Raw genomic sequence first — 16751 nt, 5'->3', positions numbered from 1 at the left:
CGTGTCTCCGGGCCGGACATGCATCGGCTTCGTTCAAAGACGCTTCGGGTCCAGCACGACGTGCTTGATCTTCTCGCGATTCCACGTGTACGTGACGTGCACCCGTCCGTCACGCGTCTGGATCACAGCCGGGTACGCGTATCCGTGCGGCAACGGTTGATCCTCGAGCGTGGCGACCATCGACCAAGCAACGCCATCCTCCGACAGCGAGAGGTTCAGCGGGTATCGCACACCGTAGTCGGCGCGAGTGCCCGTCGCTGCCGGTCCGCTCTCCTCGTTCTCCACGACCGGTGCGACTGCGGGCGCTGGCCGATCGCGCCAGTTGTAGACGAGGAGCTGTCGTCCATCGGCGAGCGTCACAGCATCGCTGCCGGAGTTGGGCATGAAGAGTCCGGTCGACGTCGACTTGCTCCAGGTCCGCCCCTGGTCCGACGACCAGTTCGTCACGACGACCATTTCCTTCGTGCGCGAGAGAAGCTGCAGCCGGCCGTCCTTGTGAATGAGGACGCTCGGCTGAATCGCGTTGAACTGGTCCGCATCGTTGAGCGCTTCGCTGCGCTCCCAGGTCTTGCCGAGGTCCCGGGTGCGTTCGACATGAATGTGCCAGCCGTGATCGTCTTCCGTGCTCGACGGCGCGAGGATCGTGCCGTCGGCGAACTGCACTGGCTTGTTCTTGATCGGTCCGAAAATGCCGTCGGGCAAGCGACGCGGCTTGCTCCACGTGCGCCCACCATCCTTGGACGTGATCAGCATCCCCCACCATGCCTGCGGGGACGGGCCCACTTTGTAAAAAAGCATGAGCGGACCTTTGCCGGGCTGGAAGAGCACGGGGTTCCAGGTCGGATAGCGGTCAGCGCCCGCTACTCCGTCCGCGACCTGTACACCGGGCATCCATTTTCCGTTCACACGTCGCGACACGTAGATGCAGACGTCCGGATTCTTCTCGTTCGTCCCACCGAACCAGGCCGCGAGCAATGCTCCGCCGCGAGTCTCGACGATCGTCGACGCATGAACACTTGGATAGGGACCCGAGTCGTAGATGAACTCCTCGCTCACGACCGCGGGATGCGGGATCGCCAGCAGCGAGGTGAATGCAAGGACGAAACCGAGCGCTGCGATCTTCCAGCTCATGAGACTCACGCTGTACCGGGACCTGACAAGCGTGCCACAGCCGCACCCACGCGGCGCATCGGCGCCGCATCAGACGAACCCTGACGCCCCACTCATCCGCCTTCGGAACGAACGCCCTGCAGCTCGGCCGCCTCCCCGCACGCCCCTAAGGCATCCGCTGATTCGGAATATCGAGCTAATGCCTCCGAGTGGCAAGGCCGCTACAGAGGCATCGCCCATCCGGCGAGAAGCCTCTCTTTCCAGGAGCGTTGCAGTGGATCTCTCCAAGCTCAGTATCAATTCACGCCTGATCGGCGCGTTCGGCATCATCGTCGCGATCCTCGTCGTTCTGATCATCACGGCCAAGATCAGCCAGAACAAACAGGTCGCCGCGCAGGAAATGAACATCCACACCTACGAGGTCCTGGGTGAAGCCGATGAGATCCTCGCGAGTCTGATCAACATGGAGACCGGCGCGCGCGGCTTCATGCTCACCGGCGTGGAAGGCTTCCTCGAACCGCTCAACTCCGGCCGCGACGCCTTTCAGACGAGCTGGACGCAGGCGAAGACGCTGACCGCGGACAACCCGACCCAGCAGCGCCGCCTCGATGATTTGAAGAGCACGATGTCTTCGTGGAATACGCAGGCCGTCGAACCCGGCCTCGCGCTGCGCCGCGAAGTCGCGTCGGGCGCGAAGAGCATGGACGCGATCGTCGCATACGAACGCGAAGCGCGCGGCAAGTCCGGCATGGACCAGATGCGCAAGCAGCTCGCGGAGATCAAGGATGCGGAAGACGACCTGCTCGGTGAGCGCATCGCCGAAGCGGCCGCGGCCCGCGCTTCCGCAAACTTCGTCCTGATCGGCGGCGGCGGTGCCGCAGTTGCGCTGGCCATCATCCTGGCGATCGCAATCGGCCGCAGCATCGTGACGCCGCTGCGCCAGGTGCTCCGTGCAACTGAAGACCTTCGCTCTGGCGAAGGCGACCTGACGTATCGCCTCCCCGCGATGGGCGCGGAGTTCGGTGAGATCTCCAACTCGATGAACGGCTTCATGGAGAAGCTCCAGACCATCATCTCCGGCAGCAAGGACGCGACGGCGAACATGTCTTCGGGCGTCATGCAGATCGCCCGCGGCAATGACGACCTGAGCCAGCGCACGCAGGAACAGGCGGCTGCACTCGAAGAAACGGCTTCGAGCATGGAAGAGATGACCGCCACGGTGAAGCAGAACGCGGACAACGCGCGTCAGGCGAACCAGCTGTCGAGCAATGCACGCACCCATGCCGAGAAAGGCGGTTCGGTCATGCAGCGCGTCGTCGGCGCGATGGACGAGATCAACGGCTCCAGCCGCAAGATCGCGGACATCATCGGCGTCATCGACGAGATCGCCTTCCAGACGAATCTCCTCGCTCTCAACGCTGCGGTCGAGGCAGCGCGTGCCGGCGAACAGGGCCGCGGCTTTGCAGTGGTCGCGACGGAAGTCCGCAGCCTCGCGCAGCGCAGCGCCACCGCCGCCAAGGAGATCAAGGATCTCATCAGCGACTCGGTGCAGAAGGTCAAGGTCGGTTCGGAGCTCGTCGACGAATCCGGCAAGACGCTGGATGACATCATGGACGCGGTGAAGAAGGTCAGCGACATCGTGGCCGAGATTGCCGCCGCCAGCGAAGAGCAGGCGACCGGCATCGAGCAGGTCAACAACGCCGTTTCGCAGATGGACGAGACCACGCAACAGAACGCCGCGCTGGTCGAAGAAGCGTCGGCCGCGAGCAAGTCGCTCGAGGAACGCGCGCAGTCACTCGTGTCGCTGATGTCCCAGTTCAAGACGGGCGCGGTCGCGGAAACACGCGTCGCACCGGTCGCCCACGCTCAGCCGACGAGAGTCGTGAAGATGGCGCCGCGCAAAGCCGCATCTCGCCCCGCGAGGCCGGCTCCCGCAGCAAAGGTCAGCGGCAGCGATGTCGCATGGAAGGAGTTCTAAGATGAGCCAGATCAATTCGACCGGTGCCCGCCAGGTCCTGTCCTTCCAGCTGGGAGGAGAGACCTACGCCGTGGATATCCTGCGAGTCGTCGAGATTCGCGGCTATTCGCCCGTCACGCGCATTCCCGAAACGCCGCATCACATGCTCGGCGTGCTCAACCTTCGCGGCAACATCGTCCCCACCATCGACATGCGTCGTCGCATCGGGATCGAAGCCGTCGAGCCATCGGCACTGACGGTCGTCGTCGTTCTCTCGGTGGAAAGCAACCGTGGCCGGCGTGACTTCGGACTGGTCGTCGACGGCGTCTCTGACGTACTCGATATCCCGGGCGAGAACATCCGTCCGGCTCCGGATGTCGTCAACACTCACGGCGAAGAGCTCGTGAACGGCCTGGCACAGGTCAACGACCGCATGGTCCTTCTGCTCGACATCGACCGCATGCTCGGTGGCGAGACAGTCGAAGTCGCTGCGGCGGCCTGACCGCAGCCAGCGGCAGCGCCACGCTACTCGACGTAGGGTAGCGTTGCGCGATAGTCGTCGAGCTCGCGCCGATAGATCAGGAGATCGTCTTCGAGCTGCGGAATGCGGGCTCTGATTTCGCCTTTGCGCTCCGCCATGTGCTTGCTGTCGACCAGCAACTGGGCGCGCTGCTCGTTCGTGATCGTCGTGTCCAGGATCTGCGCCGCGACGCTGACGAGCCCGGCATCGATGCTGTCCATCTCGGCGCGCATCGAATCGATCTCCGCCGCCGTCGAGCCGACACGCGAACGCAGCGTATGGAGCTGCCTGCCGGTCTGATACGCGTCGACGAAATCGGCATCGAGATCCGCCGGACAAACACCGTTGTATCCGTTGCCGCGGGAGCCGATGCGAAATCCGTTCAGCGGCTTGCAGAACTCACGTAGCCCCTGCTCTCGACCGGCCTGATACTCCGCCAGATCCGGCGAGATGCCATGCTTGCCGCAGGACTTGCGGTACTGACCGATGCGATTGCCGGAATAGCCGACCACGCCATCTTCGTAGCCCACCGTCCGCCAGTCCGTCGCCATGCATTCGTTGGCGCTCATCGACGAGCACCCCGCAACCGTAGCCGTGACGCAGGCGAGACCAATCGCCAGCAACTTCGAATGAAACCCTTGCATGAAGGCCGCCCCGCTGAGAACCTGAGCGGACGTTAGCCACGGGCGCGTGAACCGGATGTGAAGAGTTTCACAGGTCGCGGGGAATCCGGCTTGTTGCGGTGCCGTTCAGCTTCACCCTCGTCATTCCCGCGATAGCGGGAATCCGTGTCCCACAGCTCCCGACCCCGCGTGCACCTTCGGAAAGGGAGCAGTTGATGCCTCATCCGGCTCGCTGCTCATCGCTCATCGCTCTGATCCCCGCTTTCGCGGGGATCACCTTTCAGGTCGACGTCGGCGTGCTCGCCTCGTAGGCCTTCACGACGATGCGCCAGCCATCTTCGAATTTCAGCAGGCTCATGTGATCGAGTGCTTTCATGTCGGGATAGTCGAGCTCGATCACCGCGGTGGCGACGTTGCCGGTTACGGTCACTGAGCGTATCCAGCGCCGACGCAGATTCTCATCACGCGGGGCGCGGCCGCTGGAAGATTGCGCGATATAGACGCTTGCCGGACGCTGACCGTACTTGCCGTCCTTCACGCCGACGAGCATCCCGTCCGTAGCGAAAGCGCGGCGGAAGTGATGTTCCTGGCCGGTGGCGTGACCGTCGAGATAGGCCTGCAGCGGAATCGTTACTGCGTGGACGTCTGCGCCCGATGCGCTCACGTCGGCGCTGCGCAGCGCAACGCCCATGTCGATGACGACTTTGCCGCGGGTGTTGCCGTTGCGATTGTGGCGCTGCGCATCGACCACGGCATCGAGCGGATAGTTGCCGTCGATGTTGATCCGGATCTTGTTTGCCGCGATCAGCGGCGCAAGACCTTCGAGTGCTTCCTTTACGTTCCAGGGTGGTGTCGCGAGACAGACGATGCGGCCCGCCGCGCAAACCGACGGTGCTACGGCGCCGGCCATGCTGATCAGGCGACCGCCATCGCGCAGAACGCGATCGGCGCGTGCGAGCGTATCGCCGCCGACGGTATCGATGACGATGTCGACGTTGCGCACGACTTCTTCGAACTGCACAGCTTTGTAATCGATGACTTCGTCGGCACCGATCGACTTCAGGTATTCATGATTGCGGGCCGACGCCGTCGCGATCACGTAGGCGCCCTTCGCCTTTGCCAGTTGCACGACGACCGAACCGACGCCGCCGGCGGCGCCCGGCACGAGTACGCGCTCGCCGGCTTTTACATCGGCGCCCTTCACCAGGAAGCGCCATGCTGCGACAGATACCGTGGGATAAGCCGCGGCTTCCGCCATGGAGAATGCGAATGGCTTCGGCACGATCTCCGTGACCGGCACCGTAACGTACTCGGCGTAGCTGCCGCTGCGCTCGCGCTGGTTGACGATGCCCGCGACGAGGTCGCCGCACTTGAACTCGGTCACACCACTGCCGAGTGCGATGACTTCTCCCGAGAAGTCCCCGCCGGGAGTCGCCGGAAACTTGAATCGCCCTGCTTCCTGCAGCTTCCAGTCGACCGGATTGATGCTGGCGTAGTGAACACGCACGAGCACTTCTCCCGCGGCTGGCGCAGGCACCGGCACTGACTCCACACGAAGCGACTCGGGACCACCGGCTGCATGAATACGAGCCGCGCGCATCGTCGCAGGCGGCGCGGCACAAGCGTTGGCTGATTCCTTCGTCCACGCATGGGGCGACACGACCAGCAATAGCACCAAAGACACGAGCATCGGGAACCGGACTTTCACAACTTTCTTCCTGTGCGAAACGGGCGGCTTGTAGATGCAGCAGCGTGGCGAAAATTGCGACCGATGCGACGAGACGAGGTCGGTGTGCTGCGAGTCGATGAGCTGATCCGGGTGATTGCCCTTTCGGGCATCGATCGATGCACGCTGGCTGCCCATGGCTGCGTCATTGTGCCTAGAATCCCACAGCTTCAAACAGGGAGTGGATATGAATCGGGCTCGCCTTCTCCTGATTGCATCGCTGATGGCGACGAGCCTCGCGTCGGCCGTCCACGCATCGAACGCTCGGTTCACGACCGCCAACTGCCCAAGAGAGATTTCGCTCGAACGCGTACGGTGCGGGACCGTTCGTGTGCCGGAGAACTACGATCGTCCAAAGGATCGCCAGATCGATCTGCATGTGCTCGTGCTCGATCCGCTGGATGGCTCGACTACGAAGACTGCTCAATACGACCTCGAGGGTGGACCTGGTGGGAGCAGCGCTACTTTCGTGGATTTCTACGCCCGCGACGGCGCGTCTTATCGCGCCCATCGAACGATCGTGCTGGCTGACATGCGTGGCACCGGCAAGTCGCATGGCCTGTATTGCCCTCGGATCGACGCTGAGCAGAACGCGTCGCCGTACGCTCCGATGTATCCGCCCGCGCTCGTGAGCGAGTGTCGGCAGCAACTGGAAGAGACCGCGGATCTCGCGAGCTACTCGACGCGCAATGCGGCACGAGACATCGATGAAGTTCGACGCGCGCTCGGCTATGAGCAACTCGATCTGTTCGGGATCTCGTATGGAACGATGCTGGCCATGCGCTACATCAAGGACTTCCCCAAGTCCGTGCGCTCCGCCGTGCTGCTCGGCACAGTTCCGGCCGACCGGACCCCGCCCAGATTCCACGCGCTGGTCGCCGACTCCGCACTCGGGCAACTCTTCGGCGACTGCCGCCGGGATGATGCTTGCTCGGTCGCGTTCAAGACTCCGGATGCAGACCTGGAGCAGGCCCTCGAGCGACTGAATGCGCCAGACGCGCCGGTAAGCAGCGAAGTATTCATGGAGAAGTTGCGCACACTGATGTACTCGCCGGGCGGCGCCCGACGCGTTCCGTTCGTCGTGAATCGCGCCGCGCAAGGCGATCTGCAGCCGTTTCTCGAAGCGACCAGACCAACGCAGGGGCCACACTTCGCGGAAGGGCTATATCTCTCCATGACATGCGCCGAAACGTTCGCCGCGATCGATACGAGCGCTGCGATCACCGCGTCGGCGCCGACACGCTTCGGGGCCTATCGATTGCGTCGTCAGCAAGAGGCGTGTCGCGAATGGGCGCCCGCCAGAAAGGATCCCGACGCGTTCACGACGCCGAGCTTCGACGGGCCGGTCCTCATGATCTCCGGCCGACTCGACCCCGTGAGTCCACCGGACTGGGCGGAGAGCATGACGAAGATCTATCGCAACAGTCGTCACTTCGTCATCCACGAGGGCGCTCACATCGTCGATGGCCTTTCGAACCTCGACACGTGCTTCGATCCGCTGGTGCTCGCCTTTCTCGAGCAGCCGACGGCGAACATCGACGCATCCTGTCTCAGGAACATGAAGGCCCCGGTCTGGCGCGTGCCGTAGGGAAAATCCGCTCGGCGGCGCCACACATATATATGTGTATATGTTCGATGCGCTCAGTCGGCCGCACTCCGCCGCAACCGCTGTTCGCTCCCATCAGAGGAATGAACAGTGATCGCGACGACCGCGCTGTTCTCGCGCTCTATCCTCACGCGCCGCGATGGGTCATGGTCAAAGTAGTAGAGATCCTTTCCGAGCGGGGACAGTGTGATCGTCGGCCAGCGGGCGCGGTTTGCCACGAGCACTCCAGCGATCGTTTCGAGCTTGTAAGGCCCGAACTGGCCTGCGACCTCATCCGCTGACGCGAGCGCCTTCGGTTGCGCCTTGGCGCTGAGAGCATCCAACGCCCACTGCGCATCGGTACGTGCTGCACCGGCTATCGAACCGCCTAGTATCTTTTGCAGCGCCAACTCGTGAGCGCGTACCAGCGCGCGCTCTGCAGCCACCTCCACATCCGGCTTCACGCCATCGCCTTCCCAGTTGCGGCCGTTCACCGGATTGCGCGGCGATCCGGTCGATATGAACAGGGTGTAGCCCTGCGGCGTCGTGAACTGCGCCCCCGGATTGGCGGCGCCGCCGCTTCTCGCACCTACGATCGCGGCACGCTGCGCCGACTGCAGCGTAAACGCGATCGCTTCCGCAGCCGACCCGGTGCGACCGCTGGTGAGGACGTAAACGGGCACCGACAACATCGGTTTCGCATACGTCCGGGCAGGACGTTCGCTCGTGGTGCCCTGCCGCGAGTGGAAAGTGTTGTACACGTCGGCCTTCTCGTCAACGAATGCACTGACGAGGTAGCCGACCATCGCAGGCGAGCCGCCCCCGTTGCGACGAAGATCGATGATCACGGCATCGGCGTCGCGACTCATCGCCAGCGCCGAGTCGGCGCTCCGCTTCGATGGCGAATCGACATCGGCGAAATCTATGTGCGCCGCGTAGGTGAGCTCCATGTACGCGACATTGCCGTGCAGGCGCTCAATCCTCGCGAAGCCGTAGTTCGTGCGGCTCTCCGGCAGTGCGCTGCCGGGCCTCGATGTCTGGCTGCGCGGCGCTTCCCGCGAGTTCCAGCGCACGTCGAAATGTCCGTCGAGCGGCTTCAGCCGCCGGGTCAACTCGACCGCGAGGTCACGCTGATCGTCGAATCGATCGAAGTCTCCCGCAGCGGCGGACTTTCGCAAACCCGTCGCGATCTCTTCCGCGCGCCTCGGGTCGAAGTACTTCGATTCGATCAGAGCCGCGACCGACTCGACGTCCTGACGCGGCTCAGCGTTTGCGATCAACGGCAGGCCTGTGACGATCAGCGCGAACAGGGCATAGCGACTCATGCTCGATCCTCGGCCGGGTGATCAGCATAGGATGCACCAGCGACCGCAAACGTCGCAGCAACGAAGTGCTTTTTCGCAATCAACGCCTGAGATGGGTCCCCGCGTACGCAGTGATGACGACGTCAGCCGGTCGGCCGCAGCGGCAGTTTCCGCAAGCGCTGCCCCGTCGCCGCGAAGATTGCATTGGCGACAGCGGGCGCAGTCGGAGGCACGCCGGCTTCGCCGACCCCATCGGGACGGGATTGCCGTCGAGGAGCACCGTGCATGCGCCGCACATACCCATGCCGCACCCGTACTTCGTGCCCGTCATCCGCAGTCCATCCCGAAGCGCCCAGAGCAGCGGCGTGTCGGTGTGATGGACCGTCACGGTCCGGACTTGATCGTTCACATTGAGTTGAAAGGCACGCATGGAACCCCCGCACGTCGTTCGCCGGTGCAGAACAGGTGCAGAAAGACCATGGCGCACGAAGAATTGCGCGGCGGCAGGGACAAACGGCACGTTCCGGTGACGAATCCGCGGACTCGCGACGTGTCCCTTCGGTCAGTGCCGAGTGCAATGCCGCTCGCGTAAATTCGGGACTGGCAGTCCTCGCAGTCACAGGGAGCAGCGTCATGAAAGTTGCGTATTCCGCCGTCGGCATCACGGTCGAGAACAAGCCCATCCTCGGACACGTGATCGTCGAGAGCGACGCCACGCTGCAGACCAGCGGGATCAGCTACAAGATCGATGCCTGGCACTTCGCCAGCGAGGGCCTCATCTATTCAGGCGGCGGTGCTGCCTCCGACAAGATCACGATCCTGCGGGGACCAACGCCCGACAAGGTGTCGCCGAGCGGCTCGCGCTGGCGAATGGGTCAGTGGCAGGCGGACTCCGGCGTAGTGTTCAAAGGCGTCGACAATGCGGCGCTCACGGCGACCACCGCGTTCTATCAACGCCTGCCGCCGCGCATCGAATTGCAGTGCGATTTCACGCACGACCCGCCGTACGGACCCTTCCAGCCGAAGGGATGGCTCAAGCTCATCTGGAATCCCCAGTTCGTCATGTTGCCGGGCGTGAAGACGACGTTCTTCTCCAGCTACGCCGGCTGAGCGAGTCGTTCCGCAACAGCCGCGGCGAGAGCATTGCCTCTCGTTGCGGCGTTGCGCGTCGGACCGATGTTTTTTTCCCGGCGCGTCGGATTTCCCCTGCCCCGTGCGTCCTCGGCAAGCATCCTGCAATTGCTGAACACTGGGAGAGATCGATGTCGACTCGCGCTGCCCTGATAACCGGCCTTCTGATCCTGGCCGGCCCTGCCCTCGTTCACGCCGAGCCCGCGGGACAGCGGGTCCGCGTCAACTCGATGGAGATGTACTACGAGGTCTCCGGCAAAGGCGATCCGCTGATCGTGCTGCACGGCGCCTATATGAACATTCCGGCGATGGGCGCGATCATTCCGAAGCTTGCCCAGACCCACACCGTGTACGCGCTGGAATTCCAGGGCCACGGCCGCACGACGGATATCGATCGGCCGATCACGTATCCGAATCTCGCGGACGATGTTGCTGCCTTCATGGACGCCGTGGGGCTCAAGAAGGCTGATGTGTTCGGCTATTCGATGGGCGCAGCCGCTGGACTGCAGCTCGCCATTCGCCATCCGCAGAAGGTGAACAAGCTGGCTGCCGCCTCCGTCGCTTACGACGCGGAAGGCTGGCAACCGGAGTTCAAGGCGTTCATTCCGCAGATGAAGGTCGAGATGATGCTCGACATGCCGTTCGCCGAGGACTACAAGAAACTCGCCGCGAATCCGAACGGCTTCCCTGCCCTGGTTGCGAAACTGATCGCACTGGAGAAGGAACCGATGGCGTGGGAAGCCGGCGTGAAGTCGCTCAAGACGCCCGTACTGATCATCACCGGCGATGCCGATGTCGCGACGCTCGAGCATTCCGTCGCCCTGTTCCGCCTGCTCGGGGGCGGCGTCATGGGGGACATGGGGAAGCCGTTGCCCGCTTCACGACTGGCAGTGATGCCGGCAACGTCGCACACGGCTGTCATCGATCAGCTCGATCTGCTGCACGGTTTCGTGGAGCCCTTCCTGCGAGGAGAGGTGCCGAAAGGCATCTTCCAGTAAAGCACTCGTCAGTGCAGGCGGTCGAGCATTCTCAGCTCGTAAACCACCAGCGCGATATAGCCGACGGCAATCGCGGCGAGCAGTGTCTCGCCGCGAATCGCCCCGCGAAACAGCCTCATCCGGCTGCAGGCTACGAGCGCCATTGCGCCCAGGCCCGTTAGCGTGAGCTTCGCTGCAGCAAACCATCCCAGCGCGTGCGGGACGAACTTTGCCATGACGGGATTCACCTCGACCGCACCCTTCGAGATCAGCAGGACGGTCAGGACGCCGTCGGATACGCACAAGAGCAGGATCGACAGGACCAGCGCAAAGACGCGGGGCGAATGCCAGTCGATGATCGGATAGAGGGTATCGGCAAGACGGCGGCCCGCCCGGCGGCGCGGATTGCGCGCTCCATGCCAGTAAGCCGCCAGTGTGCGGCGTCTGCGCTCGTTCCCGGAACGACGTTCGACGAGAGTCGTCTGCATGCCTCGCACTATGCTTTGACGCGCAGCTCAGCTGCGCGCGACTTAACGGAATGCCGGAAACAATATTTGTGAGCGACACAGGGAACAATCGACACGAAGTCCATGACGAGGGTAGTTTTCGGACACCGCGCAATCGAAACCTGGAGAGCAAGATGGCATCCCGTACGCTCCTCGCCCCTTTGTTCATTGTCGCGATCATCACGGGCTGCTCGCACGGGCCCGGTCATCCGCATGCGAAGCCGCAGCAGTCCGCTTCGGCGGCCACGTCCAGTCCAACGACCGTCGACATCCAGGGCGCCAGCGAATGGAAGAAGTCGCCGCACATGCGCGCGTACTACGAGGAGACGGTCGCCACCTTCGCGAACGGGGCCGACATCGACGTCGACGCGTACGAAGTACGCTCCTTCGCGATCTTCCGTGAGTTTGCACGGGCCAACGGCATGAATGAGGAAGGCATGATCGATCACCTCAAGCTCATCCCTCGTCAGGTCGTGGGCATCGTCAGGGAGGATCCGGGTGTACTGAAGAACTACGACAGCTTCTGGGCTGCGCTCGCCGGGCCGGATTGAGAGGCATTGGATCGAGCTCGAGGCCTAGGTCTTTCGATTTAGACGACGAGCGCGGGGATGACGGAAGGCACAGAATCCGCGCTCGTTTGTTGCATGTCCGCGGGCTTTCGTCTGCAATCGCGACCAGGGATGGATAACGCGGGACTGAATGAAAATGAATGCCTTTGAACGACGTCGCCGCGCGACGCTTTCGTTCTGCATCGTCATCTCCACGCTGCTGACGCTTCCTGTCGCCGCGCAGACGCTCGATGAACAGTACGCTTTCTATCTTGACGCCAAGTGCGACGAGATGAATTTCGAACGCGAAGGAGACGGCGTGCTGCTTCCCGGTCAGGCGGGGCCGCGGCTGGAGTCGTATTGTTCGGGCCTGCCCCCCACGGGCGGCGGCGGGTCCACTACTGCATCCGGCGGTGGCGCAGGCGCTTCATCGGGACAAGGCAGCGCAGTCTCGGACGCCACGTTGCGCCGAAGACGCGACCGTGCGCGCGGAGAGGAACAACCGGCGGCGGATGAAACGAGCATCGTCGAGGTGGGACGGCTGAGCGCGTTTTTGTCCGTGGACTATCAGCGCGAGCATCAGCACGCGACGCGCTACGAAACGGGCCGACGTTCCAATCTCGCCGGCCTGCTGCTCGGCTCCGACTATCGATTCGGAACGACCGGACTCATCGGTCTCGGGCTGCGACTGAACGAGCGCTCCGGTGATTTCGACAACGACACCGGCGACTTTCGTATTCGTGCGAACGGCGCAGTGCTTTACGGCTCCTGGTTTCCACGCCCCAGTGTATTCATCGACGCGAACGCAACGATCGATCGCCGCAAGCTGGAAGTGCAGCGCATCGTGACGGTGCGGAAGGAGGTGTTTGGCAATCCGATGTTCCCGCCGAACATCGTCTACGATCCGCCGCCGGCGGCCGTCGATGCCGACTCTGACAGTACTGAATGGAACCTCGAGCTGCGCTCTGGCGCGGACTTTTCCGCTGGCGTGTTCACATGGGGACCCCGAGTGGCACTGACTTCGCGCCGCACGGAAACGGATGCCTTCACCGAATCCGGCGATACTCCCATGACACTGGCATTCGATGCGCAGACCGAGGATTCGCTGCGCACGGCTGTCGGCTTTCAAGCGACCCGCGCCTTCAACCGGAGCACGGCAGTCTGGGTGGTGCAGTTCAACGCGGACTGGATCCACGAGTTCGAGGACGACCAGCGCATCATCACCGCGCGGTTCGCGGAGGACCTGCGCCCCGACCCGACGCAGCTCGCCTTCCTCGATGCGCCACCGGATCGCGATGTCTATGCCGGACGATTGAGTCTCGTCGCCGTCTTTGCTCACGGCTTCAGCGCATTCGCGAACATCGAAGGCCTCCTCGGGCACGACTACATCGACCGGTACGGCGCAACGCTGGGACTGCGCCGGGAGTTCTAGAGGGCTTGGTCCAGTTGTGGGTCCGGGCTTTAGCCGGACCCACAACAAGAGCCACGACAAGATGGCCGCGCCACTAGCTCGCCCCTCAGTAACGCGGGAAACTTGCGCCACCGGTGCTGCCGCCGGCCAAGGGGAACCCGCATGAAAGCAAGCAGAATCATTCTGACCGGTGCGTCTGAAGGCATCGGTCGCGCCCTTGCGCTCGAACTCGCTGCGCGGGGGACTCATCTCTCGCTGGCTGCACGGGATCGCTCGCGACTGGAAACCCTTGCGCAGGAATGCCGCGCTCTTGGGGCAGAAGCGCATGTCGTTCCGACGGATGTCACGAATCCACAGGATTGCGAACGCCTGGTCGACGAGACCGTCGCGGTCTTCGGCGGCATCGATGTCTTCATCCACAACGCGGGCATCACGATGTGGAGTCGCTTCGATGCACTGGGAGATCTCTCCATCCTGTCGCGGCTGATGGACGTGAACTATCTCGCGCCTGCAAGGCTCACGGCGCTGGCGCTGCCGCACCTGAAGCAATCGAAGGGATTGCTGGTCGCGGTCGCCAGCCTCGCGGGACTTACAGGCGTTCCCGAACGCTCCGGTTACGCGGCCAGCAAGCACGCGATGATCGGCTTCTTCGATTCCCTGCGCATCGAGCTTTCCGGCACCGGCGTCGATGTGAGCGTGATCGCGCCGGATTTCGTCGTGAGCGAGATTCACAAGCGCGCCATCGGCGCCGATGGGAAGCCGCTCGGGACGTCGCCGATGATGCAGTCGAAGATCATGACAGCCAGAGACTGTGCCGCCAGGATCGTCCGCGCCATCGACCGCCGCGAGCGACTGGTGCTCATGTCGACGCGTGGCAAGCTCGGCCGCTGGTTGAAGCTGCTCGCACCCTCCGTCATCGATCGCATCGCCGAGAAGGCAATCCGCCAGAGGCACTGAGCGCGCGATGAGGGATGAGCTGCGAGCCGCGAGCTGCGAGCTGCGAGCCAGAGTATTCAAGATCGCCGGCCACCGCCCCTCGGGCTCATCGCTCACAGCTCACCGCTCACAGCCAATCTGCTACTTGGCCGCCACGATCTCGGTCATTGTCCCCTTCTGCAGGTCGACGATGAACTGGCGCTTGGTCGTCGGGTTGACCAGAACCCACGGCAGCGGCACGGGATCAGCGACTACGGTCTGCAGTTCACGCGCGATGGAAGTGATGTCGATGGGCGTCTTGACCTGCGCATCGGGTGGGAAGTGCAGCCACGTCTTGATGTGAGCGCACATGTTCTCGAAGCAATGGATTTTCCCGGTCAGCGGATCGGGCAGGCAGATCGTACATTGTCCCGCGGCGGCACCACCGGCCCAGAGAGCCGCGAGTGTCGAGGCCAGGACCGCAGTGGCAACAATCGATTTCCTTGCGTGCATGGTCATCTCCTGAATTGAAGGGACGTCGCACGACGCGGTGATCGACACCGCTCCTCTCGTGCACCCGAAGCAGTTGCGCCCGGGCATGAGAAAGGACGGGGTGCCGGCCACAACCGGCTCACGGATGAACTTCAGTACAGGAACGCCATGACTGGCGATCTCAGGCACGCTCTCCGAACAGTGCTTCGTGACGTTCGCAGATCGCGGGCCACAAAGACCGTACATCGGGGACTTCCAGCTGGAAGTTCTCGCGCAGCGCGTCGACGAGCTCATCGGCGCTCGCCAGCAGCCTTTTGTCCGTCCCCACTGCATTCATGGTCGTCAGTACGCGCCCACGCACAGTCACATGCGTATCGCCGCGACGACGCTGTACGACGAGATTCCTGACGAACGGCGATTCCGCATGGACCTGCAGCCATTCGCACTTGGCGGCGAGCAGCGCTTCATCGGCGGACGCGTCCTTGAAATCGAAGCTGAACGGATCGCTGTGCGCTTGCTCCGTGAACCGCCAGTAGCCGCCGTCGATCCGACTGAGCTCGATTCGATAGGGAGCATCGACGCGTCCGTCGATAGCGAGCGGCAACGGCTCCAGCAGACTGCCGCCGAAACCGACATCGACCAGATAGGGCCGATCGAGATTCACGCGCAGGCACAGATGATTGCCGAGCTGACCGTCTCCCGCCGCTTCCCGCATCACGCCCGCGCAGAGGCGTGACACGTCGAAGCCAATTTCACGCAGTGCCCATCCCATCAGACCGTTCTGCTCATAGCACCAGCCGCCGCGCCGGCGCGTCACGAGCTTTTCGTAGATTGCCGACGGATCCATGGAGACGGGACGCCGCAACTGGACATCGAGATTCTCGAACGGAACAGCCTGGGCATGCGCGACATGAAGCGCACGCAGCGTCGGCAGATCGGGCTGCGGAGAACCGCTATAGCCGATGCGCGAGAGATAGTCGGAGAGCTTCATTCGCCCAGCATAGAAGCATCGACGCGCACGAGCCATACGCGGCTGTCGACGGGGTCCAGGTTTACCTCGACGGTAACCGACTCAGAACATCAGACCCTTCAATGCGAGCATCAAGTAGGCAATATTCGATGCGAGAAGCCAGCGCTGCCGCGTCAGGTAGCCGACCGTCATCCATGCGGCAGCCGACCCCGAGTAGAGCGCAAACACGGCCGTTGTCTGTCCGGGGTGCGCCGAAAGCAATGCAGTACCCGTCATGCCGCAGAGGGCGCCGGACGCCGAAAGCACTGTGCTTGCCCGCTGCACGACGAAATCCCGCAGCGGCCGCAGGCGCGCCATGGACGCAAGCAGGTAAGGCAGCGGAAAGAAAGTAAGCGAACGAAACACGACAGGGCTCTGGTGATCCTGAAAATCAGCACAGAGTGTGCTTGCGCGGCTGGAGTGCCGACGCGAAGCCGCTCGCACATCGACCACAGGCAGGGTTGGGCGGATGGATCGCTAAGGGAATGTCATACGCAGAGTCGGGCGGGGTCGCGGCAGGAAGGCTATTTTTCGACCCAGGTCGTCTTGGCGACCACCCGCCACCGGCCGGCGCTCTCGTACAGGAGCAGATGATCCAGGTACGACGTGCCGTTGAAGTCGAGCTGGTAGGTCACTCTGGCCATCGAACCGATGACTTCCCGCGACCGTACTCTGCCGGCCGCTTGCGCATCCGGTTTCTCGATCCATGACGGAAGCACCGCTGCGAATGACGAGCAACGAATGCCCTCCTGCCGATTCATGCAGAACTGTCCCTCGCCAAGGAATAGCCCCTGCAGGATGTTGAGATCTCCCTTGCGAAGTCCTTCCACGTAGGCATCCAGCGCAGTGTCCAGCGGGTCTGCTGCGACTGATGGCGAGACAGCTGTCCCGACCAGGCAGGTCAGGAGTCGTGCGATCGATGTTTTCATGAACGACC

Annotated in this window: 17 protein-coding genes and 1 pseudogene; 8 read left to right on the top strand and 10 right to left on the bottom strand. The window is 63.1% G+C overall.

All coding sequences use genetic code 11. The features are described 5' to 3' along the window. Positions 1-33: 33 nt before the first annotated feature. Positions 34-1131: a sialidase family protein gene (locus tag HNQ60_RS26345; protein ID WP_184335787.1), complete on the bottom strand. Its 1098-nt coding sequence runs from the start codon at positions 1129-1131 to the stop codon at positions 34-36. Between the two features lie 253 nt (positions 1132-1384). On the opposite strand from HNQ60_RS26345, the gene HNQ60_RS27990 reads away from it, so the two are divergent. Both HNQ60_RS27990 and HNQ60_RS26335 read left to right on the top strand, forming a co-directional pair. Continuing rightward, complete coding sequence (locus HNQ60_RS27990; RefSeq protein WP_221304472.1) at positions 1385-3088, top strand: methyl-accepting chemotaxis protein; 1704 nt, start codon at positions 1385-1387, stop codon at positions 3086-3088. A gap of 1 nt (position 3089) precedes the next feature. After that, positions 3090-3569, top strand: a complete 480-nt coding sequence (locus HNQ60_RS26335; RefSeq protein WP_184335786.1) for a chemotaxis protein CheW — start codon at positions 3090-3092, stop codon at positions 3567-3569. A 23-nt stretch (positions 3570-3592) separates the two neighbouring features. Here HNQ60_RS26335 and HNQ60_RS26330 read toward each other — a convergent pair whose 3' ends face one another. Together HNQ60_RS26330 and HNQ60_RS26325 are read right to left on the bottom strand one after the other, a co-directional pair. Further along, a complete protein-coding gene (locus HNQ60_RS26330) occupies positions 3593-4231 on the bottom strand; it encodes a DUF2799 domain-containing protein (protein WP_184335785.1) in 639 nt (212 codons plus the stop codon). Positions 4232-4490: 259 nt separating this feature from the next. Further along, a complete protein-coding gene (locus tag HNQ60_RS26325; protein WP_184335784.1) occupies positions 4491-6074 on the bottom strand; it encodes a nuclear transport factor 2 family protein in 1584 nt (527 codons plus the stop codon). Between the two features lie 49 nt (positions 6075-6123). Here HNQ60_RS26325 and HNQ60_RS26320 point away from each other — a divergent pair, with 49 nt between their 5' ends. Beyond that, positions 6124-7524, top strand: a complete 1401-nt coding sequence (locus HNQ60_RS26320; RefSeq protein ID WP_184335783.1) for an alpha/beta fold hydrolase — start codon at positions 6124-6126, stop codon at positions 7522-7524. 53 nt (positions 7525-7577) lie between these two features. Here HNQ60_RS26320 and HNQ60_RS26315 read toward each other — a convergent pair whose 3' ends face one another. Together HNQ60_RS26315 and HNQ60_RS27755 are read right to left on the bottom strand one after the other, a co-directional pair. Further along, entirely contained in the window at positions 7578-8846 is a 1269-nt protein-coding gene (locus tag HNQ60_RS26315) for a S41 family peptidase (RefSeq protein WP_184335782.1), read from the bottom strand. Between the two features lie 301 nt (positions 8847-9147). Then, positions 9148-9255 (bottom strand): annotated as a pseudogene (locus HNQ60_RS27755) ((2Fe-2S)-binding protein); the annotation flags it as partial. 203 nt (positions 9256-9458) lie between these two features. Between HNQ60_RS27755 and HNQ60_RS26305 the strand changes: the two are divergent. Both HNQ60_RS26305 and HNQ60_RS26300 read left to right on the top strand, forming a co-directional pair. Next, positions 9459-9935, top strand: a complete 477-nt coding sequence (locus HNQ60_RS26305) for a hypothetical protein (protein ID WP_184335780.1) — start codon at positions 9459-9461, stop codon at positions 9933-9935. Between the two features lie 152 nt (positions 9936-10087). Further along, positions 10088-10954: an alpha/beta fold hydrolase gene (locus HNQ60_RS26300; protein WP_184335779.1), complete on the top strand. Its 867-nt coding sequence runs from the start codon at positions 10088-10090 to the stop codon at positions 10952-10954. Positions 10955-10962: 8 nt separating this feature from the next. On the opposite strand, the gene HNQ60_RS26295 is transcribed toward HNQ60_RS26300, so the two are convergent. Beyond that, positions 10963-11421, bottom strand: coding sequence for a DUF5658 family protein (locus HNQ60_RS26295; protein WP_184335778.1), 459 nt, complete (start codon positions 11419-11421; stop codon positions 10963-10965). A 152-nt stretch (positions 11422-11573) separates the two neighbouring features. Here HNQ60_RS26295 and HNQ60_RS26290 point away from each other — a divergent pair, with 152 nt between their 5' ends. From HNQ60_RS26290 to HNQ60_RS26280, 3 genes are all read left to right on the top strand, one after another. Next, on the top strand, positions 11574-11990 hold the full coding sequence (locus HNQ60_RS26290; protein ID WP_184335777.1) for a hypothetical protein: 417 nt from the start codon (positions 11574-11576) through the stop codon (positions 11988-11990). 148 nt (positions 11991-12138) lie between these two features. Next, a complete protein-coding gene (locus HNQ60_RS26285) occupies positions 12139-13419 on the top strand; it encodes an autotransporter outer membrane beta-barrel domain-containing protein (RefSeq protein WP_184335776.1) in 1281 nt (426 codons plus the stop codon). Positions 13420-13560: 141 nt separating this feature from the next. Continuing rightward, on the top strand, positions 13561-14355 hold the full coding sequence (locus HNQ60_RS26280) for an SDR family oxidoreductase (RefSeq protein WP_184335775.1): 795 nt from the start codon (positions 13561-13563) through the stop codon (positions 14353-14355). A gap of 120 nt (positions 14356-14475) precedes the next feature. Here the strand turns inward: HNQ60_RS26280 and HNQ60_RS26275 are convergent, their stop codons facing one another. The 4 genes from HNQ60_RS26275 to HNQ60_RS26260 form a co-directional block, all read right to left on the bottom strand. Then, positions 14476-14826, bottom strand: coding sequence for a hypothetical protein (locus HNQ60_RS26275; protein WP_184335774.1), 351 nt, complete (start codon positions 14824-14826; stop codon positions 14476-14478). Between the two features lie 160 nt (positions 14827-14986). Beyond that, a complete protein-coding gene (locus tag HNQ60_RS26270) occupies positions 14987-15796 on the bottom strand; it encodes an arylamine N-acetyltransferase family protein (protein ID WP_184335773.1) in 810 nt (269 codons plus the stop codon). 81 nt (positions 15797-15877) lie between these two features. Then, positions 15878-16180 carry a hypothetical protein gene (locus HNQ60_RS26265; protein ID WP_184335772.1) on the bottom strand — a complete coding sequence of 101 codons (303 nt, stop codon included), beginning with the start codon at positions 16178-16180 and terminating at the stop codon, positions 15878-15880. A 158-nt stretch (positions 16181-16338) separates the two neighbouring features. Next, entirely contained in the window at positions 16339-16743 is a 405-nt protein-coding gene (locus HNQ60_RS26260) for a nuclear transport factor 2 family protein (RefSeq protein ID WP_184335771.1), read from the bottom strand. Between the last annotated feature and the right edge of the window lie 8 nt (positions 16744-16751).

The organism is Povalibacter uvarum (assembly GCF_014202975.1).
GTDB lineage: Bacteria > Pseudomonadota > Gammaproteobacteria > Steroidobacterales > Steroidobacteraceae > Steroidobacter > Steroidobacter uvarum.
The sequence above is the reverse complement of the archived record's forward strand: the minus strand, read 5'-3'. Positions and strand labels throughout refer to the sequence as shown.

What these genes read in the sequence shown, in the direction of transcription:
- HNQ60_RS26270 (WP_184335773.1), bottom strand. Translation starts at nt 15,796, where the DNA reads ATGAAGCTCTCCGACTATCTCTCGCGCATCGGCTATAGCGGTTCTCCG.
- HNQ60_RS26335 (WP_184335786.1), top strand. Translation starts at nt 3,090, where the DNA reads ATGAGCCAGATCAATTCGACCGGTGCCCGCCAGGTCCTGTCCTTCCAG.
- HNQ60_RS26330 (WP_184335785.1), bottom strand. Translation starts at nt 4,231, where the DNA reads ATGCAAGGGTTTCATTCGAAGTTGCTGGCGATTGGTCTCGCCTGCGTC.
- HNQ60_RS26300 (WP_184335779.1), top strand. Translation starts at nt 10,088, where the DNA reads ATGTCGACTCGCGCTGCCCTGATAACCGGCCTTCTGATCCTGGCCGGC.
- HNQ60_RS26280 (WP_184335775.1), top strand. Translation starts at nt 13,561, where the DNA reads ATGAAAGCAAGCAGAATCATTCTGACCGGTGCGTCTGAAGGCATCGGT.
- HNQ60_RS26260 (WP_184335771.1), bottom strand. Translation starts at nt 16,743, where the DNA reads ATGAAAACATCGATCGCACGACTCCTGACCTGCCTGGTCGGGACAGCT.
- HNQ60_RS26285 (WP_184335776.1), top strand. Translation starts at nt 12,139, where the DNA reads ATGAAAATGAATGCCTTTGAACGACGTCGCCGCGCGACGCTTTCGTTC.
- HNQ60_RS26345 (WP_184335787.1), bottom strand. Translation starts at nt 1,131, where the DNA reads ATGAGCTGGAAGATCGCAGCGCTCGGTTTCGTCCTTGCATTCACCTCG.
- HNQ60_RS26315 (WP_184335782.1), bottom strand. Translation starts at nt 8,846, where the DNA reads ATGAGTCGCTATGCCCTGTTCGCGCTGATCGTCACAGGCCTGCCGTTG.
- HNQ60_RS26320 (WP_184335783.1), top strand. Translation starts at nt 6,124, where the DNA reads ATGAATCGGGCTCGCCTTCTCCTGATTGCATCGCTGATGGCGACGAGC.
- HNQ60_RS26305 (WP_184335780.1), top strand. Translation starts at nt 9,459, where the DNA reads ATGAAAGTTGCGTATTCCGCCGTCGGCATCACGGTCGAGAACAAGCCC.
- HNQ60_RS26290 (WP_184335777.1), top strand. Translation starts at nt 11,574, where the DNA reads ATGGCATCCCGTACGCTCCTCGCCCCTTTGTTCATTGTCGCGATCATC.
- HNQ60_RS26275 (WP_184335774.1), bottom strand. Translation starts at nt 14,826, where the DNA reads ATGCACGCAAGGAAATCGATTGTTGCCACTGCGGTCCTGGCCTCGACA.
- HNQ60_RS26325 (WP_184335784.1), bottom strand. Translation starts at nt 6,074, where the DNA reads ATGGGCAGCCAGCGTGCATCGATCGATGCCCGAAAGGGCAATCACCCG.
- HNQ60_RS26295 (WP_184335778.1), bottom strand. Translation starts at nt 11,421, where the DNA reads ATGCAGACGACTCTCGTCGAACGTCGTTCCGGGAACGAGCGCAGACGC.